19 protein-coding genes are annotated in these 22,360 nt (G+C 74.7%); 10 read left to right on the top strand and 9 right to left on the bottom strand.

Annotated features, from left to right (window positions below; translation table 11 throughout):
* Window positions 1–158 precede the first annotated feature (158 nt).
* Window positions 159–1,487: a sensor histidine kinase gene (locus ACZ5GH_RS30985; protein WP_464335925.1), complete on the top strand. Its 1,329-nt coding sequence runs from the start codon at window positions 159–161 to the stop codon at window positions 1,485–1,487.
* 48 nt (window positions 1,488–1,535) lie between these two features.
* On the opposite strand, the gene ACZ5GH_RS30990 is transcribed toward ACZ5GH_RS30985, so the two are convergent.
* The gene (locus tag ACZ5GH_RS30990; RefSeq protein WP_387760071.1) at window positions 1,536–3,119 is read right to left on the bottom strand and encodes a purple acid phosphatase family protein; all 1,584 of its coding nucleotides are present in this window, start codon (window positions 3,117–3,119) and stop codon (window positions 1,536–1,538) included.
* Between the two features lie 88 nt (window positions 3,120–3,207).
* Between ACZ5GH_RS30990 and ACZ5GH_RS30995 the strand changes: the two genes are divergently transcribed.
* Window positions 3,208–3,897 (top strand): response regulator, encoded by a 690-nt coding sequence (locus tag ACZ5GH_RS30995; RefSeq protein ID WP_464335926.1) that lies wholly within the window; start codon window positions 3,208–3,210, stop codon window positions 3,895–3,897.
* Between the two features lie 376 nt (window positions 3,898–4,273).
* On the opposite strand, the gene ACZ5GH_RS31000 is transcribed toward ACZ5GH_RS30995, so the two are convergent.
* On the bottom strand, window positions 4,274–5,938 hold the full coding sequence (locus tag ACZ5GH_RS31000) for a peptide-N4-asparagine amidase (RefSeq protein ID WP_464335927.1): 1,665 nt from the start codon (window positions 5,936–5,938) through the stop codon (window positions 4,274–4,276).
* Between the two features lie 194 nt (window positions 5,939–6,132).
* On the opposite strand from ACZ5GH_RS31000, the gene ACZ5GH_RS31005 reads away from it, so the two are divergent.
* Both ACZ5GH_RS31005 and ACZ5GH_RS31010 read left to right on the top strand, forming a co-directional pair.
* The gene (locus tag ACZ5GH_RS31005) at window positions 6,133–7,161 is read left to right on the top strand and encodes a pseudouridine-5'-phosphate glycosidase (RefSeq protein WP_387760066.1); all 1,029 of its coding nucleotides are present in this window, start codon (window positions 6,133–6,135) and stop codon (window positions 7,159–7,161) included.
* Window positions 7,162–7,164: 3 nt separating this feature from the next.
* Window positions 7,165–8,043 (top strand): carbohydrate kinase family protein, encoded by an 879-nt coding sequence (locus tag ACZ5GH_RS31010; RefSeq protein ID WP_387760064.1) that lies wholly within the window; start codon window positions 7,165–7,167, stop codon window positions 8,041–8,043.
* Window positions 8,044–8,104: 61 nt separating this feature from the next.
* Here ACZ5GH_RS31010 and polX read toward each other — a convergent pair whose 3' ends face one another.
* Window positions 8,105–9,835 (bottom strand): DNA polymerase/3'-5' exonuclease PolX, encoded by a 1,731-nt coding sequence (gene polX / locus ACZ5GH_RS31015; protein WP_464335928.1) that lies wholly within the window; start codon window positions 9,833–9,835, stop codon window positions 8,105–8,107.
* Window positions 9,836–10,038: 203 nt separating this feature from the next.
* Window positions 10,039–10,764: a histidine kinase gene (locus ACZ5GH_RS31020; protein WP_464335929.1), complete on the bottom strand. Its 726-nt coding sequence runs from the start codon at window positions 10,762–10,764 to the stop codon at window positions 10,039–10,041.
* 277 nt (window positions 10,765–11,041) lie between these two features.
* Here ACZ5GH_RS31020 and ACZ5GH_RS31025 point away from each other — a divergent pair, with 277 nt between their 5' ends.
* Both ACZ5GH_RS31025 and ACZ5GH_RS31030 read left to right on the top strand, forming a co-directional pair.
* Window positions 11,042–11,662: a helix-turn-helix domain-containing protein gene (locus ACZ5GH_RS31025; RefSeq protein ID WP_387760058.1), complete on the top strand. Its 621-nt coding sequence runs from the start codon at window positions 11,042–11,044 to the stop codon at window positions 11,660–11,662.
* Window positions 11,659–13,017 carry an MFS transporter gene (locus tag ACZ5GH_RS31030; RefSeq protein ID WP_464335930.1) on the top strand — a complete coding sequence of 453 codons (1,359 nt, stop codon included), beginning with the start codon at window positions 11,659–11,661 and terminating at the stop codon, window positions 13,015–13,017. Before ACZ5GH_RS31025 ends, ACZ5GH_RS31030 begins: the two co-directional genes overlap by 4 nt.
* 18 nt (window positions 13,018–13,035) lie before the next feature.
* On the opposite strand, the gene ACZ5GH_RS31035 is transcribed toward ACZ5GH_RS31030, so the two are convergent.
* Entirely contained in the window at window positions 13,036–13,707 is a 672-nt protein-coding gene (locus ACZ5GH_RS31035) for a DUF6629 family protein (protein WP_464335931.1), read from the bottom strand.
* Between the two features lie 6 nt (window positions 13,708–13,713).
* Window positions 13,714–14,688, bottom strand: coding sequence for a DMT family transporter (locus ACZ5GH_RS31040; protein ID WP_387760054.1), 975 nt, complete (start codon window positions 14,686–14,688; stop codon window positions 13,714–13,716).
* A 267-nt stretch (window positions 14,689–14,955) separates the two neighbouring features.
* On the opposite strand from ACZ5GH_RS31040, the gene ACZ5GH_RS31045 reads away from it, so the two are divergent.
* A complete protein-coding gene (locus ACZ5GH_RS31045) occupies window positions 14,956–15,219 on the top strand; it encodes a dsRBD fold-containing protein (protein ID WP_387760053.1) in 264 nt (87 codons plus the stop codon).
* 96 nt (window positions 15,220–15,315) lie between these two features.
* Here ACZ5GH_RS31045 and ACZ5GH_RS31050 read toward each other — a convergent pair whose 3' ends face one another.
* Window positions 15,316–16,089, bottom strand: coding sequence for a hypothetical protein (locus ACZ5GH_RS31050; protein WP_387760052.1), 774 nt, complete (start codon window positions 16,087–16,089; stop codon window positions 15,316–15,318).
* Window positions 16,090–16,717: 628 nt separating this feature from the next.
* On the opposite strand from ACZ5GH_RS31050, the gene ACZ5GH_RS31055 reads away from it, so the two are divergent.
* A complete protein-coding gene (locus ACZ5GH_RS31055) occupies window positions 16,718–17,455 on the top strand; it encodes a hypothetical protein (protein ID WP_464335932.1) in 738 nt (245 codons plus the stop codon).
* A 1,728-nt stretch (window positions 17,456–19,183) separates the two neighbouring features.
* Here the strand turns inward: ACZ5GH_RS31055 and ACZ5GH_RS31060 are convergent.
* Window positions 19,184–20,053, bottom strand: coding sequence for an alpha/beta fold hydrolase (locus ACZ5GH_RS31060; protein WP_464335933.1), 870 nt, complete (start codon window positions 20,051–20,053; stop codon window positions 19,184–19,186).
* 153 nt (window positions 20,054–20,206) lie between these two features.
* Here ACZ5GH_RS31060 and ACZ5GH_RS31065 point away from each other — a divergent pair, with 153 nt between their 5' ends.
* Window positions 20,207–20,641: a MarR family transcriptional regulator gene (locus ACZ5GH_RS31065; protein ID WP_387760611.1), complete on the top strand. Its 435-nt coding sequence runs from the start codon at window positions 20,207–20,209 to the stop codon at window positions 20,639–20,641.
* Between the two features lie 10 nt (window positions 20,642–20,651).
* Here the strand turns inward: ACZ5GH_RS31065 and ACZ5GH_RS31070 are convergent, their stop codons facing one another.
* Complete coding sequence (locus tag ACZ5GH_RS31070) at window positions 20,652–21,578, bottom strand: AEC family transporter (RefSeq protein WP_464335934.1); 927 nt, start codon at window positions 21,576–21,578, stop codon at window positions 20,652–20,654.
* A gap of 240 nt (window positions 21,579–21,818) precedes the next feature.
* Between ACZ5GH_RS31070 and ACZ5GH_RS31075 the strand changes: the two genes are divergently transcribed.
* Window positions 21,819–22,277 carry an HD domain-containing protein gene (locus tag ACZ5GH_RS31075; RefSeq protein ID WP_464335935.1) on the top strand — a complete coding sequence of 153 codons (459 nt, stop codon included), beginning with the start codon at window positions 21,819–21,821 and terminating at the stop codon, window positions 22,275–22,277.
* The last annotated feature ends 83 nt before the right edge of the window (window positions 22,278–22,360 follow it).

The following is a 22,360-nucleotide window of genomic DNA, read 5'->3' on the forward strand; positions in this document are numbered from 1 at the left end:
GAGCATGCTCCGGCCCGGCCGCGCGGACCTCCCGCTGCGGAGGGGAGTTGAGGGGCGGGCCGTTCCTTCCCGAGGAGGAGATCGTCTCCCCCTGGAGAGCTGCCCGTCGGACCGGCCGGGGGCCCGGCCGGGGGGAGCCGCCCCGTAGGCTCGACCGGGTGCGTACCGACTTCCCCCTCGTCAGCCCCGACTCCGCCCGACCGCGGCAGCGGCCGCGGCCGGCCCGGCTCCGCCGGCGCCTCGCCGCCGGGGCCGCGCTCGCGCTGCTGGTGCCCGTCGTGCTGGCGCAGCCGGACGCCCGGGGGGCGGCCGTGCTGCTCGCGCTGACGACGGTGTTCGCCGCGGTGGTGGCGCTGCTGCCGTGGCCCGCCGGGCGGATCGCGCTCGGTGCGGCAGCCGGGGCGGTGGCCGGGGTCTCGCTGCTGGTCGACCTGGTCTACCTGGGGCCGTACCGGCTGCCCGCGTTCTGGCTGCCCTTCGAGTGGCTCGCCCTGCTCGGACTGCTCTTCCGGGCCGTCCGCCGGCTGCCCGACCGCTCGGTGGCGGTGGTCGGCGGGTTGGTCGCTCTCGCGGCCCTGCTGCTGCCGCTGCGGTTCGCCCTGAGGGTGCCGCACGGTGGCGCCGCCGGGCCGGTGGGCGGGGTGCTGATCTCGCTGCTGCCGCTGCTCGGCGTCGCGGGCACGGCCCTCTACCTGCGCGTCCTGGACGCCCGGCGGGAGCGGGCGGTCGCCCGGGCCCGGTGCGAGCAGCGGCTGGAGGTGGCCCGGGGGCTGCACGACTTCGTCGCGCACGAGATCACCGGCATCGTGCTGGAGGCCCAGGCCGGCCAACTCCCGGGCCAGGAAGCGGAGGAGACCGCCGCACTGCTGCGCCGGCTGGAGGAGGCCGGGCTGCGGGCCCTGGACTCGATGGACGAGATGGTCGGCGCCCTCCGCGAGCCGAGCGGCCAGGGCGGCGAGGGCGGACGGGACGGCGGGCCGACCGGGCGCGCCGACGGTGCGACGACGCGCCGCCTGGGCCTGGCCGACCTCCCCGAGCTGGTCGCCCGGTTCGGCGCCACCGGCGGCTCCGGCGCCCTGCGTGCCACGGCCGAGCTGGCGCCCGGCACCGCCGGCCGGCTCTCCGCCGAGGCCGAGGCGACCGCCTACGCCGTCGTCCTGGAAGCCCTCACCAACATCCGCCGGCACGCCCCGCGGGCCACCGAGGTCACCGTCCGGGTGGCCCCCGGCGAGGACGGCGCCGTGGAGCTGACCGTCACCGACGGCGGCGGCCCCGCCCACAGGCCGCTGCTGCGCCGCCCGGGCGCCGGCGGCACCGGCCTGGCCGGACTCGCCGCCCGCGTCGCCGGCCACGGGGGCTCGCTGACCGCCGGCCCGGGCACCCCCGCGGGCTGGCGGGTCGACTGCTCCCTGCCGGGACTGTCGGGACCGCCGGGACCGCCGGGACCGCCGGGACTGCCGGGACCGCCGGGACTGCCGGGCCGCTGAGGCGTCGCTCCGAGCCCGGCCGCCGCCGCTTCCGGGCACGTCGGGACGTCAGTGCCCCCGGCCGCCGCCGCGGATGCCGCGCGGACGGGTCAGGGTGAAGCGGTCGACCGGGACGAGGTCCCCGTACGGTCCGCTGACGGAGTAGTAGGTGACGCCGATGGTGGTCTGCCCGTCGCGGCCGCCCGGGTCGACGTCGAAGGACGCGAAGCCGTAGGGGTTGTCGGCGTCCCGGAAGGCGGACCAGGGGGCGTCCTCGATCACGTACACCGGTGGGCGCTTGCCGGTGGCCGGGTCGGCGGCGCCGACGCCGGTGATCACCCGGGCCTTGGCGGGGCTGAAGAAGAGCTGGTTGGACGGGGCCGAGGTGCCGCCGCCGCCGATGACCATGTGGACGGTGCCCTTGGTGGTGTCGATGGTCTCGGTGCCGGTGGAGACCGGGATCGGCGTGCGGGTGTCGGTCGGCTGCTGGCCGCGGATCGGGTGGGAGCGCTCGTAGTGGTGCTCGTGGCCGCAGACCACCAGGTCCACGCCGTACTTGTCGAACAGCGGCACCCAGGTCTCGCGGATCCCGAGGTCGGCGCCGTTGAACCTGTCGGCGGTGGAGACCACCACCTGGTGCATGCAGACCACGATCCAGTCGATCCCCGGGTCCGCGTCGGCCGCGATCAACTCCCGTTCAAGCCACCGCTGCTGGGCACCGCCGGAGTAGCCGTGGACATAGCTGTTGCCGCCGTCCTGGTAGGCCACGTCGTCGTTGTTGAGGCTGATCACCCGCACCGAGCCGGCCGTGAACGAGTACCACAGGCCGCGCGTCTCGGCGTCCGAGCGGGCGTCCGGCAGCTCGAAGTAGGCCTGGTAGGCGCCGAAGCCGATCGGGCCGTTGCCCTTCTCGTTCTCGTGGTTGCCGGCCGCGGGCATCCAGGGGCGGTGGCGGGCCGAGCGGCTGTTGTTCTCGAACCAGTCGGACCAGGTGCGGACCCGGTCGGTGGCGATGTTCGCGTAGCAGAGGTCGCCGTTGAGCAGGTGGAACAGCGGGGCGATCCGCTCGACCCCGGCGGTGGTGTCGCCGGCGGCGGGGCTGCCGAGGTTGTCGTTGACGTAGCCGTTGGCGGTCTTCCGGCCGAGGGTCGGGGTGCCCTGGTCGCCGAAGCTGGTGAAGGTGAAGGCGGACCGGCCGCGCGGGGCGGTGCGGACGGTGCCGAGTTCGGGGGTGGCGCCGTCGTGGACGGCGGCGTAGACGTAGTCCGTGTCGGCGTGCAGTCCGGCCAGCCGGGCGTGGTGCACCTGGACCTCGGTGCCGGAGGCGGCGTCCCGGTAGGTGCGGGTCGCGGCCCGGACCGTCCGGCCGAAGCCGCTGTTCGAAGTCCCGTACATCACGCGCGGGTTGCCGACGGACGTGGTGGTGTGCCAGGAGACCACCACCTCGCGCGAGGCGTCCGAGCCGAACTGGAGGTGCAGGCCGGCCACCCGCGGCGCGCCGGAGCGGCCCGGCCGCTGCCAGAGCACCGGGGAGGCGGCGGCGGGGGTGGCCGGGATGCCGGAGAGGGACACGGCGCCGCCGAGGCCGACGCCGGTCGCACCGGCCAGGAGGCCTCGCCGGCTGACGGAGGGACGTCCACTGGAATCGTTCATGGCGGCCAGCCCACCGGACGAAGGTGAACCGCGCCGGTTCCGTCGCGTGAACTTTCCCGTCCGGCGGCCGTGCGCCACACTGCTGGACGTGACGAGTACGAACGGCGAGGTCCCGCGGGTGATCCGCACCCTGATCGCGGACGACCAGGAGGCCGTCCGGCGCGGTGTGCGGCGGATCCTGACGGCCCAGCCGGACATCGAGGTGGTGGGGGAGGCCGCGGACGGGCTGGCCGCGCTGGAGCTGGCGGCCCGACTGCGGCCGGACGTCGCCCTGGTGGACATCCGGATGCCGCGGATGGACGGGCTGGAGCTGACCCGGCGGCTGGCCGGGCCGGGGGCGACGGAGCCGGTGCGGGTGGTGGTGCTGACCACCTTCGACCTGGACGAGTACGTGTACCCGGCCCTGCGGCACGGGGCGTCCGGCTTCCTGCTGAAGCGTTCCGGCCCGTCCCTGCTGGCCGAGGCGGTGCGGGCGGCGGCGGACGGGGAGAGCCTGATCAGCCCGTCGGTCACCGTCCGGCTGCTGCGGCACGTGACGGCGCCGCGCCGCCCGGAGCGCTGGCAGCCGGCGCCGGTGGTGCCGCTGACCGAGCGGGAGGTGGAGATCGCCGGGCACGTCGCGGCGGGCCGCACCAACGCGGACATCGCCGCCGAGCTGTTCATCTCACCGGGGACGGTGAAGACCCACGTCGCCAGCATCCAGCGCAAGCTCGGGGTGGCGAACCGGGTCGGGATCGCGGTGCACGCCTGGGAGATGGGCTGGGCGGGCGCGCGCTAGCCGAGCGGCGTGCACGCCGGCACGGGAGAGCCGCCGGGAGGGGGCGTCCGGTCGGGAAAAGGGCGCGCACCGCAGGGCGCGCGGACGGGCGCGCGTCCACGGGGCCGAGGGGATGCTCCGTGGACGCGCGGAACCTGCGAGGCGGGGGTGGCCTCCGGACGTGACGTCCTCCGGCCGGTAGTTCGATCGTCGACCGAGGTAGTTCCAGCGGCAGACCCTGATCCGTCTCGATCCGTCGCCACTGCCTCCTGCGGTCGAACTTCCTTCAGCTACCTCGCAGGTCCATCTCCCATGATGCGCCTCCCACGGGCTGTGCACCAGGGGTGAACGGCGCGAATCGGAACAATTTTCGCAACTCCGGCCGTGGTGCTCGCCGTCAGGGGCTCGGCCAGCCGTCCACGAAGCTCAGCGTCCGCTGGTACGGCCCCTCGGGACCGGTGCTGCGGTACTCCTCGGTGCTGCTGCCGGTCCGGACGGTGCGGTCCCCGTCGTGCCGCCGCGCGGTGGGGCGCAGGGTGTGGTCGACGGTGGAGCTCCCGGTGACGTGGCCGCCGGTCGCCGCGGTGGCGTCGCGGTGGTAGCCGAGGACCATGGCCGTGGTCTGGTCGGTGTTGCCGGCCGCGTCGCGGCTCACCCGGTAGCTGACGTCCAGCGGTTCGCCCTCGTGCACGGTGGTGGTGCGGTGCGGGCCGCCGCCCCAGGTGGCGGTGGTGCGGGTGAGGTCGGTGCCGTTGTGCAGGGTGATGTCGTTGCCGCCGTCGCGCAGCCGCTGGGCGGAGCGGAAGGCGAGTTCGTCGCGGACCTCGGTGGTGATCCGGCCGTGCGAGGTCTGCACCCAGCCCCGGGCGAGGTCGTTCCGGGCGGCGGTGACCGTCCAGTCGCCGCTGCCGCCGCCGTGGTCGGCGAGATCGGTGGCGACGGCGGCCTCCGGGGCGACCCGGTGCTCGGTGAGCTGTCCGGTGGTGCGGGCGGCGCCGTGGTCGGTCTCGGCGAACAGGTTGACCTGGCCGGTCCAGACGTCGTTGCTCTGCGCCTCGGCGGTGTTCACCACGACGCCCACGGTGTGCGGCCGGCCGTCCAGCAGCAGCCCGACGTACGGGGTGAGGTCGAGCCGGTAGGCGGGCAGGTCGAAGGCGAAGACGCCGGGCACGGGCCGCCAGAGCAGCGGGTCCCAGCCGCCGGTGTAGATCACCGGGTACGGCCAGACCGCGCCGGCCACCCGGCCGTCCACGGTCAGCCGCAGCTCGCGGAAGGGGCCCTTGCCGCAGATGCCGGTGCCCGGGTTGGCGGCGGCGAAGGCGTCCGGCGCGGAGGCGTACGCGAACTCCTCGCAGGCGCCGCCGCCCCGGGTGTAGACCTCGGCGGTGAGGCGTTCGAGGTTCTGCGGGAAGGTGAGGTCGCGCCCGGCGGCGGGGGCGGCCTGGGTGAGCCCGAACGGTCCGGTGGTGAGCAGCCGGTCGGCGGTGCGGGCGGCCGGCCGGCGGTCGTCCGCGGTGTAGAAGGTCAGGCTCGCGCTGATCGTGAAGACACCGGTGTAGGTGGCGTCGGTGACGTTGGCGAGGTCGAAGGAGAACTCCTGCGGGCCGTCCGCGAACAGCGGGGCGTAGCGGGTCACGTCGCGCTCGACGCTCCAGGCGATGCCGTCCTTGGACGGCTCCGGGGTGGAGGAGAGCAGCACCTGGACGCCGCCGACGCGGACGCTGAAGATCCGGTCGAACTGCCGCCCGGCGACCTGTCCGTGGAGGTCCAGGACCACCGCCGACCACGGCCCGGCGCAGTCGGCGGGCGGGGTGAGGGTGGCGTTGTACGGGGTGTCCGGCGGGTTGCCGTACCCGTTGCGGAACGCGCGCTCGTGCATCACCTCGACGGTGCAGGAGCGGGTGTCGGGGCGGGTGAGCGGCTTGGTGGCGGTGACCGGGTCGTGGTAGTCGGTGCCGTAGTCGGCACGGGCCGGGCCGGCGGCGGTGAGGGTGCCGGCCAGGGTGAGGACGGCGGCGCCGATCAGACCGGCGGCGCGGCGGAGCAACGGGCCCAGGGCCAAGGCGGGTTCCCGGGGTCGGGCGGCCCGCGGGGGTGCCGCGGGTCGGTCGGATGATCCGGGAATCCTTCCGGGGGTGGCATGTCGGCGTCAAGGATTTCGGGTCCAGCTCGTCGGCCTCTGGATTCCGGTGTGAACCGTCCATACGCTGAGCCCGTTGCCCCTCCGCAGCGGCACCCTCACAGAGAGTTCGCATCATGACCGGACTTCCGCCCAGCACCGCTCCCGCCGTCCAGGTCTCCGAGGAGGTCGCCCGGGCCGTCGCCGACGGCCGGCCGGTGGTCGCCCTGGAGTCGACCATCTTCACCCACGGGCTGCCGCGGCCCCGCAACCTGGCGGTCGCGCTGGAGGCGGAACAGCGGTTGCGGGCGGCGGGCGTCGTCCCGGCCACGATCGGGGTGCACGCCGGGGTGCCCACGGTCGGGCTCAGCACCGGGCAGATCACCGAACTGTCCGCCGCCGACGGCCTGGACAAGGTGAGCCTGCGCGACCTCCCGGTGGTCGCCGCGTTCGGCCGGCACGGCGGCACCACCGTCGCCGCCACCGCCTTCCTCGCCCACCGCGCGGGCATCCGGGTCTTCTCCACCGGCGGCCTCGGCGGGGTGCACTTCGGCGCCTCGGAGAGCTTCGACGAGTCGGCCGACATGACCACCCTGGCCGCCACCCCGGTCACCGTGATCAGCGCGGGCGTGAAGTCCATCCTCGACATCCGGGCCACCCTGGAGCGCTTCGAGACGTACAACGTCCCGGTCATCGGCTACCGCACCCGCAAGTACCCCGGCTTCTACGTCACCGACTCCGGCCACGAGATCAACTTCAGCGTGGAGTCGCCCGAGCAGGCCGCCAGGGTCATCGAGTCCCGTGACCGGCTCGCCCTGCCGCAGGCCGTACTGATCGCCAACCCGGTCGACCCGGCCAAGCAGTTGCCGCCGGAGGAGCTGGACGGCATCCTGGCCCGCGCCTGGGCCGAGGCCGAGCGCCAGGGCGTCACCGGCAACGCCTCCACGCCGTTCCTGCTCGACTTCATCCAGCGGGACACCGGCGGGCGCAGCCTGGAGGTCAACGTCGAGGTGTACCGGGGGAACGTCCGGCTGGGCGGGGAGATCGCGACCGCGCTGGCCGTGAGGTCGTCGGGGGCCGCGGGGGCCGCGCCGGGTGGCCCGTCGGGCGCCCCGTCGGACGCCTCCGGCGCGGCCCCGGCCGTCGCCGCCGAGACCGGGGCCTGAGTCGTGCTGGGGGTGCTCGGCGACCTGGTCGAGGACATCGTGGTCTGGGCCGACGGCCCGCTGCGGCACGGCACCGACTCCGGCGCCCGGGTCTTCCGGCGGCGCGGCGGCAGCGCGGCCAACGTCGCCTGCTTCGCCGCCGGGCAGCACCCGGCCCGCTTCCTCGGCTGCGTCGGCGAGGACGCGGCGGGGGACGGCGTGGTCGCCGAACTGACCGGCCACGGCGTCGACGTACGGGTCTCCCGGCGCGGCCGCACCGGCAGCGTGGTGGTGCTGATCGACCAGGACGGCGAGCGGACCATGCTGCCCGACCGGGGCGCCGCCACGCTGCTGGAGCGGGTCCCGGACGCGTGGCTGACCGGACTGACCCATCTGCACGTCCCCGCCTACTCCTTCGACGGCGAGCCGGTCGGCAGCACGGCGGTGGACGCGCTCGCCAGGGTGCGGCGGGCGGGCTGCACCACCTCGGTGGACGCCTCCTCGACCGGCATGCTGGAGCGGTTCGGCCGGGAGCGCTTCCTCGCCCTGCTGGCCGGATTGGCGCCGACCTTCGTGTTCGCCAACCGCTCCGAGTCGGAGTTCCTCGGGCTGCTGGTGGCCGGCCTGCCCGGGCCGGAGCGGGCCCGGCTGGCGGCCACCACGGTGGTCACCAAGGCGGGGGCCGAGGCGACCGCCGTCGACGTGCCCGGCGAGCCGCTGGTCATGGTGCCGGTGCCGCCGGTGGCCGAGGTGCGCGACCTCACCGGGGCCGGGGACGCCTTCGCGGCGGGGTTCCTGGCCGGGTTCCTGGACACCGGGGACCTCCGGCACGCGGCCGGGCTCGGGCACCGCAGCGCGGCCCGGGTGCTGGCCTCGCCCGGGGCGTCCTGCGACGCCGAGTGACGTTTCGAGGTGCGCGGCGGCTCCTGCGGGCGGGCGGCTCCGGCGGGCCGGGCGAGCAGGGCTACTTCGGCACCGCGTCCTTGCGGAGGAAGCGCTTCAGCTTCTGCCAGGTCCAGGCGTTGACCACGTCCTCGGCGGTGAGCCAGCCGCGCTGCGCCGTGCCGATGCCGTAGCGCGGGTAGGCGAGGTGGCCGGTGGCGTGCGCGTCGCTGTCGATCGTGAAGCGCACGCCGTGCCGCCTGGCCCGCAGGACGTCCTCGTCGCGCAGGTCGAGCCGCTGCGGGGAGCTGTTGATCTCGATCGCGGTGCCGGTGCGCGCGGCGGCCTCGAACACCGCGTCCAGGTCGACGTCGATCGGCCCGCGCCGGCCGATCCGGCGGGTGGTGAGGTGGCCGATGACGTGCACGTACGGGTTCTCGCAGGCGCGGATCAGCCGACGGGTCTGGGCGGCCCGGTCCAGGGCGAAGTGCGAGTGCACGGAGGCGACGCAGACGTCGAAGCCGGCCAGGAACTCGGGCGGCCAGTCCACCCCGCCGTCCGGGCCGATGTTCAGCTCGGTGCCGTGCAGCAGGCGCAACCGCTTGTGCCGGTCGGCGAGTTGTCGTAGCCGCTCGCGCTGGGCGAGCATCTTCTCGTCCGTCATCCGCTGCATCACCAGGTCCGGGGCGTGGTCGGTGACGGCGAAGTAGGAGTAGCCGCGGGCGGCGGCGGTGTCGATCATCTCCTCCAGGGTGGCCAGCCCGTCGGTCAGGTCGGTGTGGGTGTGCAGGTCGCCGCGCAGGTCGGACTCCTGCACCAGGTCCGGGAGCCCGCCGTCCAGCGCGGCCTCGATCTCGCCCCGGTCCTCGCGCAGCGGCGGCGGGATCCACGGCAGGCCGAGCGCCGCGTACACCTCCTCCTCGGTCTCCGAGACCACCTTGGCGCCGCCGTCGACCTCGAACAGCCCGTACTCGGAGAGCTTCAGCCCGGCCCGGACGGCCATCGTGCGCAGCTTGATGTTGTGCGCCTTCGAACCGGTGAAGTAGACCAGCGCCGCTCCCCAGTCCTCCTCCGGCACGACCCGCAGATCCACCTGTACGCCCTGGGTGGTACGGACCGAGGTCTTGGTGCTCCCGCTGCCGATCACCTCGGAAACATAGGGGAGTTCGGTGAGCGCGGCCATCAGCGGGGCGGAGTCCTCGGCGGTCGCGAGCACGTCGATGTCGCCCACCGTCTCGCGCATCCGGCGCAGCGAGCCCGCGTACGCGCAGCGGGTGCAGCCGGGGACGGCGGAGAGCACGGCGACCAGCTGCTCGGCCAGCTCGGTGGCGGTGTCCAGCAGGGTGCGGCCGCCGGACTGCCGCATCAGCTCGATCCCGTGCAGGATCTTCTCGCCGCTGCGCTCGCCGAAGCCGGGCAGGTCGGTGAGCTTCTCGGCGCGGGCGGCCGCGGCGAGTTCGTCCACCGAGGAGATCCCGAGGTCGCGGTAGAGGGCCAGGGCGCGCTTGGGCCCGACGCTGGGGACGGCCATCATCTCCCGTACGCCGGACGGGATCCGGGCGCGCAGTGCCTCCAGGGCCGGAACGGTCCCGGTGGCGAGGTACTCGGCGATCTTCTCGGCGGTGGACCTGCCGACGCCGGGGATCTGCTGCAGACCCTTGACGTCCAGGCCGGCCAGGTCCTCGGGGTGGCCGCCGACCGCGCGGGCGGCCTTCTCGTAGGCGCGGGCCCGGAAGGCGTCCCCGCCGGTGATGTTGATCAGGTCGGCGTACTCCTGGAGCAGTTCCCTCACCTGGTCGTTGAGCCGGGGCATGGGGCAAGTCTAGGGTCGGCGGGGCGGGGGCGCCGGGTTTGCGCCCGGTGCCGGGGTACTCCCGCGGTCGTACGCGTACGGCCGTGCGCGTTGACGTGCGCGGTCGGGCGTACGCGTTCAGGTGTATGTGGTCAGCCCGTGCATGTTCAGGCGTATGTGGTCAGCCCGTGTGTGTTCAGGCGTACGTGTTTCGTCGTACGCGTTCAGTCGTACGCGACGGTCAGCAGCAGGACCACGGTCAGCCCGCCGCCGGGGGTGGTCTCCACCGCGAGCCGACCGCCCGCGGCCACCACCAGGCTCTGCAGGGCGGGCCCCGCCGGGCCGTCCGCGATCAGCCACTCGCGTGCCTCGGGCAGCTCGTGGGCGCCCCGGTCGGAGACCCGGATCTCCACCCGGCCGCGGGTCGCCGCCGCCCGCCCGGGTGCCCGGCCGGACGCCCGCGGTGCGGACGCGCCGCCCGCCACGTCGGCCCGGACCAGCACCCGGCCGCCCAGCGGGCTGCGCCGGATCGCGTGGTCGACCAGCCCGGCGAGGGCGGCCTCCAGCCGTCGGGCGTCCCCGGCCACCACCGGGAGCCCGGGCGCCACCCGGACGGTGACGGCCGCCGCCCGGCCGCCGCCGCGCACCACCCGGCGGACCACGTCGGCCACCTGGACGTGCCGGGCCGTCGGTTCGCAGCCGGCCTGCCGGCCGGTCCACCGCAGGCGCTCCAACTCGGTGCGGGTGAGCGCCCGCGGCGCGGCCATCGTGCCGGACGGGAGGGGGCCGAGACCGTCCTCGGCCTCGGCGGTCGCCGACGCGCCCGCCCGTCCGGACCCGCCCCGGCGCCCGGCGGCGCCCGCGCCCAGGCCCGAGCCGACGGTGCCGCCGAACGCGCCGAGCGCCCGGGCCCCCGACGCGACGTAGCCCCAGAGCCTCCGGTGTGCCATCGCCTGCCCCTCGTGCTCCCCGGCGGCCGTCACCGAATCCGCGGCCGACCGGGACGGGCCGACTTGCGGGCCCTCCCTGACAGCCTGCGCCTCGGCCGCCCGGGTGACAATCCCGCTCCGGGCCGCGGTCCGTTCCGGGGCCCCCGCCGAGCGGCCGGTCGGGCACCCGCCGAGCGGCGGGGCCGGGGAGCCGCGGTGTAGTACCGATCGACGAACCGCAAAGATTCCTTCGCAAAAACCCCTTTGCAAAGAAGCCTTTGCGGTCTAGCCTCGTGCCATGACCGAAGAGCACGGCTGGAAGCACAGTGACGACCGGCGCGCCATCGCCCTCACCGCCGAGAGCATGCGGGCGATGGCCCACCCGGTGCGCCTGCGGGTGGTGGGGCTGCTGCGCAAGTACGGCCCCTCCACGGCGACGCGGCTCGCCGCGGAGCTGGGGATCAACTCCGGCGCGACCAGCTACCACCTGCGCCAGCTCGCCGCCGCGGGCTTCGTCGAGGAGGACGAGGCGCGCGGCAACGCCCGCGAGCGCTGGTGGCGTTCGGCCCACCGGGTCACGGTCTGGACGGTGGACGACATGGCGGACGACCAGCTGGGCGAGGCGGCCGGCTACCTCCGGTCCGTCCTCGCCTCGCACACCCTGGCGGCCCAGCGCTCGCTGGACGCCTTCGAGGCGATGCCGCGGGACTGGCGCAAGGCCGTGAACCTGAGCGACCTGGTGCTCCAGCTGACGCCCGGCGAGGCCGAGCGGCTGTCCGAGGAGCTGAGCGAGGTGATCCGGCGCTACCGCTGGGTGGGCGCCGAGGGGCCGGTCCCGGAGGGGTCGGAGCAGGTGTCCGTCGTCGTCCACGTCCTGCCGGACCTGCGCGACGACACCGACGAGGGGGGAGCCACATGACCGGAAGCACGACCACCACCACGAGATCCGCCGCGGGTACCGCCGTCGACGAATCCGGACGAAGCTACCGGCCGCTGGCCGGCGTGCTGACCGCCACGGCCGTCTCGGTGACCGGCACCCGCGTTTCGGCCGTCGCCCTGCCCTGGTTCGTCCTGGCCACCACCGGCAGCGCCACCATGACGGGCCTGGTCGCCTTCGCCGAGATGGCGCCGTACGTGGCGGTCAAGGCGCTGACCGGGCCGGTGGTGGACCGGCTCGGGCCGCGGGCGGTGTCCTGGACGACGGACGCGGTCAGCGCCGTCACGGCCGGGCTGGTCCCGCTGCTGCACGCACGGGGGCTGCTCCCGTTCTGGGTGCTGCTGGTGATGGTCGCGGTGATCGGGGCGATGCGCGGCCCGGGGGACTTGGCCAAGTCCGTCATGGTCCCGGAGGCGGCCGACCACGCGCGGGTGCCGATGGAGCGCGCCACCGGGCTGTCCGGCGTCACCGAGCGGCTGGCCTCCACCGTCGGCCCGGCGGTCGGTGGCGGGCTGGTCGCCGCGACGGGCCCGCTGGCCGGCCTCGCGGTCAACGCGGGCACCTTCGCGCTCGGGTCGCTGATCATCGCGGTCGCGCTCCCACGCGGCATGGGGCGCTCGGCGGTGCCCGCCGCTCCCGCCGGTCCGTCCGAGGGGGAGCGGCCCGCGGGCTACTGGGGGATGTTCCGGGAGGGCTTCACCTTCCTGCGCTCGGAGCCGCTTCTGCTCACCGTGATCGTGATGATCGGGATCACCAACCTGATCGACGCCGGGTTCGTCACCGTCCTCGTCCCGGTCTGGGCACGGGAGTCCGGCAACGGCCCGGCCGCCATCGGGCTGACCGCCGCCGTCATGGGCACCACCGCCGTCGTCGGCAGCCTGATAGCGGCGGCCGTCGCATCCCGGCTGCCCCGGCGGACGGTCTTCTTCACCGGCTTCCTGCTGTGCGGCGCGCCGCGCTTCCTGGTGCTCGCCCTGGGCGCGCCGATGTGGCTGGTGCTCACGGTCTTCGCGATCGGCGGTTTCGGCTCCGGCTTCCTCAACCCGATCCTCGGCGCGGTGCTCTTCGAACGGGTGCCCCGCCAGTTGCTGGGCCGCGTCCACGCCCTGAGCGACTCCCTCGCCTGGGCCGGCATCCCGCTCGGCGGGCTGGTCGCCGGCGCGGCGGTCGCCATGGTGGGGCTGATACCCGGCCTGATCGCGGCCGGAGCCCTGTACTTCGCCACCACGACCCTGGCCGGGCTGCGCCCCGAGTGGCGCGAGATGGACCGCCTCCGGGGGCGCGCGGGCGGCACGGGCGGCACGCCCGTCGATCCGGACCCGGAGCATGGCGGGTAGGGCAGGCCCTCGGGGCGGTCAGCGGGCCCGACCGGCGGCGCGGGCGGGCACGTCCACCGGCCGGTGGCCCGCCCAGTGGAGCAGCAGCAGGCTGGCCAGGGCGGCGAGGGCGCACCAGGTGGAGACGAAGGCCAGGCCCCAGAGCAGGGCGCAGGCGACGGCGCCGGCGCCGACGAGGAGACCGAGACGGCGGAGCAGGTGGTCGCCGCTCACCAGGAGGGAGCCGACAGTGGCGAGGAGATAGCCGGCCAGCAGGAGCGCCGGGTACGGGATGCCGAGGGCGTAGCGGAGGGTGTGGCCGCGCACGGCGGCCGTCACCGGGTGGGAGCCGACGGCCACGGCCAGCGGAACGGCGACCACCGCCCCGAGCATGGTGAGCGCGGCGAGCGCCCGTCGTCGTGGCCCGCTGGTCGCGCACCACACGGCGGCCGGAACCAGAACGGGCAGCAGCGGCAGGGCGACCAGCGCCCAGGCGGTGCGGGCCGCTCCGGCGAGGCCGTCCGGCAGCCCGCCGTCCGTACCGAGCCAGACCAGCGCCTCGATCAGCTGGTGCGTGCCCAGCACCACGGGGAGCGCGGCGAGCGGCAGGCGCTCGGGCCGGCCGGCCCGACGCGCGCGGACCAGGCACGCCACCCCGACGCCCGCGACCAGCCCACCGGCCACGGCGTCCGCCTGCGCGCTCCAGCACATCGCGGCCTAACCGGTGCTCCCGGGGCGGTCGTCCTCCGCGGACCCGCCCGGCGGCTTCTCCTCCGCCCCGTCCTCGGACTTCTCCTCCGCCCCGTCCTCCGGGGACGCCCCGATGCTCTCCAGGGTGTCGCCGATGGTCCCCGGCATCGCCGGATGGCGTCCGATCACGATCACCCCGGTCACGATCGCCACCAGCCCGACGGACTGCCAGACCAACGCCCCCGGGGTCACCCGCAACCGGTCGCCGAGGAAGCCCACCGCGCAGGCGATCCCGGACAGCGGCTGGGCGGCGGTCAGCGCCGGCAGGGACATCCGCAGCGGCGCGGCCTCGAAGGCGCTCTGCACCAGCAGCAGTCCGACCACACCCGCCACCACCACCGCGTACGGCTGCCAACTGCGCAGCACCGCCGCCAGGCCGTCGTGGTCGAGCCGCTGGGTGGTGGTCCGGGTCAGCGCGTCCTGGAGGCCGTAGAGCAGTCCGGCGGCGAGCGCCAGCAGGGTCGCCTCCTCGAACAGCGGCAGCCGCCGGGCCAGCGAGACGAGCAGCACGACCAGCCCCATCACGGTGCCGACCACCAGCCAGTGCCGAAGCTCCCCGGCGGGCGGCCCGCCGCCGGTCGGCTGCCCGGCCACGATGAAGGCCGTCACCCCGAGGGCCAGCAGCAGGACCCCGGCCCAGCCGGAGCGGCCCAGGGTCTGACGGGTCAACACCCGGGCCAGGGCCATGGCGAAGATCAGATTGGTGGCCAGCAGCGGCTCGACCAGCGACACCTCGCCCTGGTTGAGCGCGAGCGCGGAGAGGATCAGCCCGCTGACCATGAACCCGGTGCCGAGCAGCCACTGCGGCATCCGTACCAGGTCCAGCAGCAGCCGCCAGCGCAGCAGATCGGAGCGCGGGGCTTGCTGTGCCGCGTGCTGCTGGAGGACGAAGCCGAGCCCCAGACAGCAGGCCGCACTGAGAGCGAGGAGGAAGACCGCCACGGAGGGACCACCCGGTTGTCGCTGCCCGCGCCGCGCCGACGGGTCCGAGAGGTGGGTCGGGCGTCGCGGCCGCTCCCGTCAGCCTACCGCCGGGCCGGTGCCCGGGCCGATCGCACGACACGCGCGCGGCGTGGTCGGCACCGCCCCGTCCGGCAGCGCTTGCCGCCACCGGCGGGACAGGCGCACGCTGGTGTGAGCGGCCGCCACGGGTCACCGTCCGTGCCGGTCCGGACCGGCGTGACGGGGGCCTGCGCCAGGAGGTGTGGCATGCACAACCAGTGGGACGTGGAGCTGAGCTTCGAGGAAGACGGCGTGCACACGACGTGTGAGGCCAGGCTGACCGGCGCCAGGGCGCCCGGCCTGAGCGCCCACGGCGAGTCCGTGAAGAGCGCGGACGACCGTCCGCTCGCCAGGATCGGCGAGGAGGTCGCGGCCTCCCGGGCCCTGGAGGAGCTGTCCGCCAAGCTGCGGACCCAGGCCACCGGGGAGATCGACGACGAAGGGCGACGCCCGGATTACCTGATCTACTGAGTCCACCGGTGCCGCGCCGGTTACTCCAGCTCGTGCGGGCTGCCGGACGTACGGTTCTGGTGGCCGCCGCGGCGTTCTCCGTCCGCCAGGGCGGTCCTAACGGCGCCACCAGGGGTCGCGCAGCACGTCGTCCGGGTCGACGGCGCAGTTGGTGCCGCTGACCACCTCGCGGGCGGGCACGTCCCAGCCGACGACGCCCGCGGCCTGCCGGTCCAGCTCGACCAGCCGGGCCCGCTGCGGTCCGCCGCCGGTGTCGACGTCGCACACCAGCACGCTCGTCCACGACCGGCCGTCAAGGGCGGCGACGACCGAGAGCGCCGGAAGCACCACCAGGGAGAGCAGCAGCGCCGCGACCCTGACCGCCTCGACGGCCCGGGCCCCCAAGGCCACGGCCGGCTTCCCGGTGCGGCGGCCGGTGGCGGTCGAACGCGCGCCGGTCCGGTACTCGGCCACCACGCCGAGCCGCAGCAGATAGCCCAGCACCCCGGCCGCCACACCCCACCACAACCCGTTGAACGCCCCGACCACCACCCCCAGCGCCCCCGGCACGATCGCCGCCCGCGCCGCCGTCTCCGCCAGGGCCCGCCCCTGGTGCCGGGCGGCCCCGCCGTGGGCGGCCCGGTAGGCGTAGCCGATGTAGGAGAGCACCGCGGCCAGTACGACCGCCAGCACCGGCTCGGCGAAGAACATCCCGATGACGACGTCCACCCAGTTCGCCGGCCCCATCGCCAGCAACGCGTCCCGAGCCGCGTCCCCGCCCCCGAGCGTCCACGCCAGCTTCAGCACCGGAACGGCGAACACCACCGCCGGCGCCATCACATGAGCCGCACTCACCTGCGCCGCCCCGCCGCCCCGCATGGTCTCGGTCATCCGGCAACGCTACGCACGCCCCGGCGCCCCCCGAGCCCCCGACACCGCCCCGTGCACCTCGTGGCCTAACCCCCAGCGGCCCACCGCCGGCGCCGTCACATGAGCCGCACTCACCTGCGCCGCCCCGCCGCCCCGCGTGGTGCCGGTCGTCCAGCAAGGCTACGCACGCCCCCGACGCCCCGGGCCCCGCCAGCGCCCGGTGCACCCAACCGCCACGCCCCGGCTCCTCCGGTGCAGTAACGCCCCCGTGCATGGTTGGCCGTGGCCTGCGAGCGGTCGGCTCGTTGGGCCGTCCGTGGTGGGGATCGCGACACGCACACTGATCGTCTCGGAGCGTGGGATCACGGCCCTGTCGCAGGCAGTGATCGCTGACCGGGTGGCCCAGTTGGGGCCGGTCTGGTCGGCCCGGCGTGACGCAGAGCCGCTCGACCGGCCGCGGCGGCGGGCGGTCGACGCGCCGGAGCGAAGTACAAACTCGTCTTCGTCGACCGGCTCCTGGCCACGCTCGTCCACCTGCGCCACGGCGTGGACCGCTCCACCATCACTCGCGCCATCGGTGAGATTCGGCCCTGCTCGCCGAGCGCGGCTGCCGCATCACTCCCGGCCTTCGGCATGGGCCTCCGCCGACGTGATCGCACACCTGGGCGCGACCGGGCAGACCGGGATCATCGACGCGACCGAGATCCGGGTGCGGCGTCCGGCCGCCAACCAGCCCGGCCGGAGCCGGTACGTCCCGGGAAAGACCCGGATGAACGTCATGAAGGCCCTGGTGGTCACCGACGACCGCGGCCGCGTCCTGTTCCGCGGCGAGGTACGGGCAGGGTCGCCGACATCACCCGGGCCCGCGATGCCGGCCTGGTCGACCTGCTCGCCGGCACCGTCCACCCGGAGATCCTCGCCGACGCCGGCTACCAGGGCCTGGGCGCACAGACCTGCGGCCAAGTGGTCACCCTGCCAGAAACGCCGCGGCAAGTACCTCGAGCAGGACCAATGGCTCATGGCCCACCACGAACAGGACCGCTTCGAACACTCCTCACACCGCATGCCGGTCGAGCACGGCACCGCCCACCTCAAGAACTGGCGGCCCCTCGCGCGACACAATGGCCGCCGCGACCACCTGCCCGACACCGTCCGAGCCATCGCCGGACTTCTCTCGAACCAACAAGCTGCACCCAAGTACCAGTTCGCGGCGCTCCGGCGGGTCGAGCCGCATGATCAGCAAGCCCATCCATCTGCCGAGCACGGGCCACGGCTCACCATGCACGAGGGCAGAGGGCGCGGGGTCGTGGTCCCGCCGCTTCGGATGGGGGCCTTCTCCGGAACGTATCGCCCGCATCCTGCTGCTGGCCGGCTGTTGCCCGCGTAGGAAGTCGGCCAGGCCGACTTCCTACGTCAGCCAGTCCGGCGGGTCGACCTCTTGCGGGGCGCGGGGTGTTGGTTGTTGTGGGTGTGGCGGGCCGGTCTGTCCTTGTGTGGCGCGGTCGTGTCGACGGGGCGTGCGGTGTGGGAAGTCGGGAGGGCCGACTTCTCGCGCGGGCAGTGAGCTGTTGGTTGTTGTGACGGCGGCCTGTCGGCCTTGCGGTGTCCGGAGGCGGGGGCCGTGGTGTGGGACGTCGGCCCGGCCGACTTCTTATGCGGAGGGTGCTGCGGGTGTGGCGGGGCGCGGGTGAGCACCCGGGGGATCAGTCCGGAGATCTCGGCCAGCTCCGGCTTCCCCATCCCCTGGCTGGTCACGGTGCCCGTGCCGAGCCGGATCCCGGAGGGTTCGGCGACCGGCGCCGGGTCGTACGGCAGCGCGCACTTGCCGAGCAGCAGCCCCGCCGCCGCGCGGTGGTGTGCCGTGGTGTGAGAAGTCGGGAGGGTGCTGCGGGTGTGGCGAGGTGGTCTGCGGTTGTGTGGTGCGGTCGTGTGGGTGGGGCGTGTGCGCGAGAAGTCGGTAGGGCCGACTTCTCGCGCGAGGTGCGGAGTGTTGGTTGTTGTGGGGTGGTTGGGGGTGGTCCGGTCGCCGGGTGGCCTGCCCGTGTGATGGCGGGTGGTGGCGGGGAGTGGTGTGGGAAGTCGGCCTGGCTGGCTTCTTATGCGGGGACGGGTGTGACGCCGGTCTGTCGTCGGGTGGCGCGCGGTGAGCACCCGGGGGATCAGTCCGGAGATCTCGGCCAGCTCCGGCTTCCCCATCCCCTGGCTGGTCACGGTGCCCGTGCCGAGCCGGATCCCGGAGGGTTCGGCGACCGGGACCGGGTCGTACGGCAGCGCGCACTTGCCGAGCAGCAGCCCGGCCACCGCGCAGAGGTGTGCCGTCGTTGGGAAGTCGGCCAGCCGGGCTTCTCATGCGGAGGGTGCTGCGGGTGTGGCGGGGCCGGTCTGTCGTCGCGTGGCGCGCGGTGAGGACCCGGGGGATCAGTCCGGCGATCTCGGCTAGCTCCGGCTCCCCATCCCCTGGCTGGTCACGTGCCCGTGCCGAGCCGGATCCCGGAGGCTTCGGCGACCGGCGTCGGGTCGTACGGCAGCGCGCCCTTGCCGAGCAGCAGCCCCGCCGCCGCGCGGCGGTGTGCCGTGGTGTGACAAGTCGGGAGGGTGCTGCAGGTGAGGCGAGGGGGTCTGGCGTTGTGCGGTGTGGTCGTGTGGGTGGGTGTGCGCGTGAGAAGTCGAGCGGGTCGACTTCTCACGCGAGGTACGGAGTGTTGGTTGCTGTGGGGATGGCTGGTGGTGGTCCGGCCGCAGGGTGGCCTGCCCGTGTGATGGCGGGTGGTGGTGGGTCGAGGTGTGGGAAGTCGGCCTGGCGGGCTTCTCATGCGGGGGTGCTGCGGGTGTGGCGGGGTCGTGTGCGTGGGGCGTGCCCTGTGGGAAGGGGGGTGGGTCGACTTCTCGCGCGAGGTGCGGAGTGTTGGTTGTTGGGGGCCTGGTGGGGTGGTCTGGCCACCGGGTGGCGTGCCCGTGTGATGGCGGGGGTAGTGGGTTGTGCCGTGGGAAGTCGGCCTGGCCGACTTCTCGTGCGGGGGCGGGTGGTCTGTCGTGGTGCGGTGCGGTGCGGTGCGGTCGTGTCGGTGGGGCGTGGGGGAAGTCGGGCGGGCCGACTTCTTGTGCGGGGGTGGGATCAGGTGTGGGGGGTGGGGCTGAGGAAGGTGGTGAGGCGGGGGTTGAGGTCGGGGGCGGCGGCCATGGGGAGGTTGTGGTGGGAGGCGCCGGGGAGGATGGCGACCTCTGCTGCGGGGAGGGTGCGGCGGGCGGTTCGGGCGATGTGGTGGGGGTCGTGGGTGCGGCTGTGCTCGGCGAGGAGGGTGAGGACGGGGGTGGTGAGGGTGCGGAGGCGTTCGGGGGTGGGGCGGGGCCCGGTGATGACGCGGGAGTCGGGGAAGTCGGCGTAGCCGAGGGCGTAGAGCTCGCGCCAGGCGGGGTCGAGGCCGGAGGTGCCGCCGGTCTCCCAGTCGAGGAAGGCACGGGCGCGGGCCGGCGTGCGGTGGGGGAGGAAGAGCGGGACGGCGCGCAGCAGGTAGCCGGGGCGGAAGCCGGCGAAGCACTGGGTGGGGTCGAGCAGGGCGAGCCGGCCGACCCGGTCGGGCGCGTGCAGGGCGTACTCCAGGGCGATCCAGCCGCCGTACGAGTGGCCGCAGAAGTCGGCCCGGGAGACGCCGAGTCCGTCGAGGACGGCGTCCAGCCAGCCGAGCAGCCCGGGGACGCCGTCGAGGGCGGCGCCGTCGTGGACGCTGCGGCCCGGGTCGCCGATGAGGTCGACGGCGAGGACGCGGTGTCCGGCCTCGGCCCAGGCGCCGGCGTTGGCGAACCACATGGTGGAGGTGGCGCCGCCGCCGTGGAGCAGGACGAGCGGGCGGCCGTCGGCGGGACCGCAGGCGTTGATCCGGGTGGTGCCGTGGGCGGTGCGGACGGTGAGCGCCTCGACCGGGACGGGCCAGCGGGCGAGCAGGGCGTCGTAGGCGGCGAGGAAGGGAGCGGTGCGGGCGGACATCCGGGCCTCCGCGGGTGTGGTGTGATGGCGGCCGAGACGGCCGGGCCACTCGGTGGACAAGTATCACGTTGAACAAGTATCTCGCTGAGCGAGAGAATAATGGCACATGCCTACCCGAGGAAGGACGACAGGGTGTCCGAGGTTGTGGAGCCGATGCGGCTGGTCCACCTGCTGCGCGGTCTGACGGTCGAACTCGATCTGTTCGGCGCCGAGTTCGCCGCCGCCAATGGTCTGCACCCGACCGATCTGCGGGCGCTGATCCACCTGCTGGACGCGGCCCGTGCGGGGGAGGTGGTCACGCCGGGCCGGCTCGGTGAGGCGCTGGGGCTGAACTCGGCGGGCACCACCGGTCTGGTGGACCGGCTGGAGCGGCTCGGGCTGATCCGGCGCGAGCGGGACCCGGAGGACCGGCGCCGGGTGCGGCTGCTGGTGGAGGAGCGGGCGATGGAACTGGGGGAGGGCTTCTTCGGCGGGCTGATCGGCGATCTGGTCGCGGCCATGCGGCAGTTCGAGCCGGGGGAGCTGGACACCGCCCGGCGCTTCCTGGCGGCCATGACCGGGGTGGTGGCGGCCGCCAGGGAGAAGTGACCGGCCGGAACTACGCGGGCCCGAGGGTCCAGCTGATCACCGAGAGCGTCGCCATCGACGTCAGCGTCGACCAGAGCACCGCGTCCCGGGCGAGGGCGGTGCCCTGCTGGTACTCGCGGGCGTAGGTGTACACGTTCTGCGCGGTGGGCAACGCGGAGAACAGCACCACCGTGAGCAGTTGGTGGGCGGGCAGGTGGAGCACGGGGCCGGCCACCACGAGTGCGACCAGGGGCTGCGCCACGGTCTTGAGTGCGACCGTCAGCCCGACCTCGGGGCGGCGCGGTCGCCCGTCCGCCGGCGGGCGGTTGTGCAGCGAGATGCCGAGGGCGATCAGGGCGGTCGGGACGCCGGCGGCGCCGAGCAGTTCGCAGGAACGATTCAGCTCGGCGGGCAGGTGCATCCCCGTCGCCGAGGCGACCGCGCCCAGCGCGGTGGCCAGCAGGATCGGGTTGCGGACGGGCAGGGTGAGCAGCGCCCGGCGGCCGGCCGCGCCGCCGTCCAGGACGGCCAGGACGGCGGGGGTGACCAGCAGGATCTGGAACAGCACCACGGGTGCCACGAAGGAGGCGTCGCCGAGGACCTGCACGGCCACCGGGATGCCGAGGTTCGCCGAGTTGACGTAGCCGGAGGCCATCGCGCCGATGGCCAGTTCGCCGGGCTTGCGGTGGAACAGCAGCCGCCCGGCGAGCAGCCCGAGGCCGGTCGCGACCACGGTGCCGGCCGCGAAGGCGAGCATCGAGGCGTTGGCGAAGCGGTCCAGCGGGGTGCGGGCGATCATCAGGAACAGCGCGGCCGGCATCGCCACGTGGAAGACGAACCGGTTGAGCACCGTCTCGGCCTGCGGTCCGAGCAGCCCGGTGCGGCCGACGACGTAGCCGACGCCGGTGAGCGCCCAGATCGGCGCGAAGGCGGACAGCAGGGGGTGCAGGGCTGGCATGGTTCCTCGGATCGCTCGGACGGATCTGCCGGTTCGGCGGGGGTCTCCCGTCGGGGGCGTCGACTCCCGAGCGTGGTGACCCCCCGAAGCCCATGAACCCCCGGGGCAGTAAACCAGTGGCCGTCGGCGGGGTGATCAACGGGCCGGGCGCGGCCCCGCCACCCGGCAGGATCGTCCAGGCCGGTCGTCCGTACGGGGGGAGGGCCGCCAGTGCCGACCGCCCGGGCCTACGATGAGCCGATGGACGACCACTACCTGAGCCTGTCCGAGGTGGAGACGATCGCGCGCCGGGCCCACCGGGGGCAGGTGGACAAGAACGGCCACCCGTACGGCGAGCACATCGCGGCGGTCGCCCGGGGGACGGCGGCGCGCGGCGGCAGTGCGGCGCAGATCGCGGCGGGCTGGCTGCACGACACCGTCGAGGACGACCGGCTGAGCCGGGAGTGGCTGGCCGGGGCCGCGCTGCCGGCGGAGACCAAGGCGATCGTGGAGGCGCTCACCCGGCGCCCGGACGAACCGGTCGAGGAGTACGCCGCGCGCATCCTGGCCACCCCGGGCGCGCTGCTGGTCAAGCGCGCGGACCTGGCGCACAACTCCGATCCGGCCCGCCTGGCCACCCTGGACCCGGCGACCGCCGAGCGGCTGGTCGCCAAGTACGCGCGGATGCGCGAGCTGCTCGGGCTCACCGGCGAGCTGTAGTCCGCGACGGGGAGTCCGCGACCGGGAGACCGCGACCGGGAGTCCGCAACGGGGAGTGCGCGACCGGGAGTCCACGGGCAGCC

Source organism: Kitasatospora sp. Xyl93, assembly GCF_055383135.1.

Excerpts from the sequence above, each read along its gene's own strand:
- ACZ5GH_RS30990 (WP_387760071.1), bottom strand. The coding sequence starts at position 3,119 with ATGAACGATTCCAGTGGACGTCCCTCCGTCAGCCGGCGAGGCCTCCTG.
- ACZ5GH_RS31005 (WP_387760066.1), top strand. The coding sequence starts at position 6,133 with ATGACCGGACTTCCGCCCAGCACCGCTCCCGCCGTCCAGGTCTCCGAG.
- polX (WP_464335928.1), bottom strand. The coding sequence starts at position 9,835 with ATGCCCCGGCTCAACGACCAGGTGAGGGAACTGCTCCAGGAGTACGCC.
- ACZ5GH_RS31020 (WP_464335929.1), bottom strand. The coding sequence starts at position 10,764 with ATGGCACACCGGAGGCTCTGGGGCTACGTCGCGTCGGGGGCCCGGGCG.
- ACZ5GH_RS31025 (WP_387760058.1), top strand. The coding sequence starts at position 11,042 with ATGACCGAAGAGCACGGCTGGAAGCACAGTGACGACCGGCGCGCCATC.
- ACZ5GH_RS31030 (WP_464335930.1), top strand. The coding sequence starts at position 11,659 with ATGACCGGAAGCACGACCACCACCACGAGATCCGCCGCGGGTACCGCC.
- ACZ5GH_RS31035 (WP_464335931.1), bottom strand. The coding sequence starts at position 13,707 with ATGTGCTGGAGCGCGCAGGCGGACGCCGTGGCCGGTGGGCTGGTCGCG.
- ACZ5GH_RS31045 (WP_387760053.1), top strand. The coding sequence starts at position 14,956 with ATGCACAACCAGTGGGACGTGGAGCTGAGCTTCGAGGAAGACGGCGTG.
- ACZ5GH_RS31050 (WP_387760052.1), bottom strand. The coding sequence starts at position 16,089 with ATGACCGAGACCATGCGGGGCGGCGGGGCGGCGCAGGTGAGTGCGGCT.
- ACZ5GH_RS31060 (WP_464335933.1), bottom strand. The coding sequence starts at position 20,053 with ATGTCCGCCCGCACCGCTCCCTTCCTCGCCGCCTACGACGCCCTGCTC.
- ACZ5GH_RS31065 (WP_387760611.1), top strand. The coding sequence starts at position 20,207 with ATGCGGCTGGTCCACCTGCTGCGCGGTCTGACGGTCGAACTCGATCTG.
- ACZ5GH_RS31070 (WP_464335934.1), bottom strand. The coding sequence starts at position 21,578 with ATGCCAGCCCTGCACCCCCTGCTGTCCGCCTTCGCGCCGATCTGGGCG.
- ACZ5GH_RS31075 (WP_464335935.1), top strand. The coding sequence starts at position 21,819 with ATGGACGACCACTACCTGAGCCTGTCCGAGGTGGAGACGATCGCGCGC.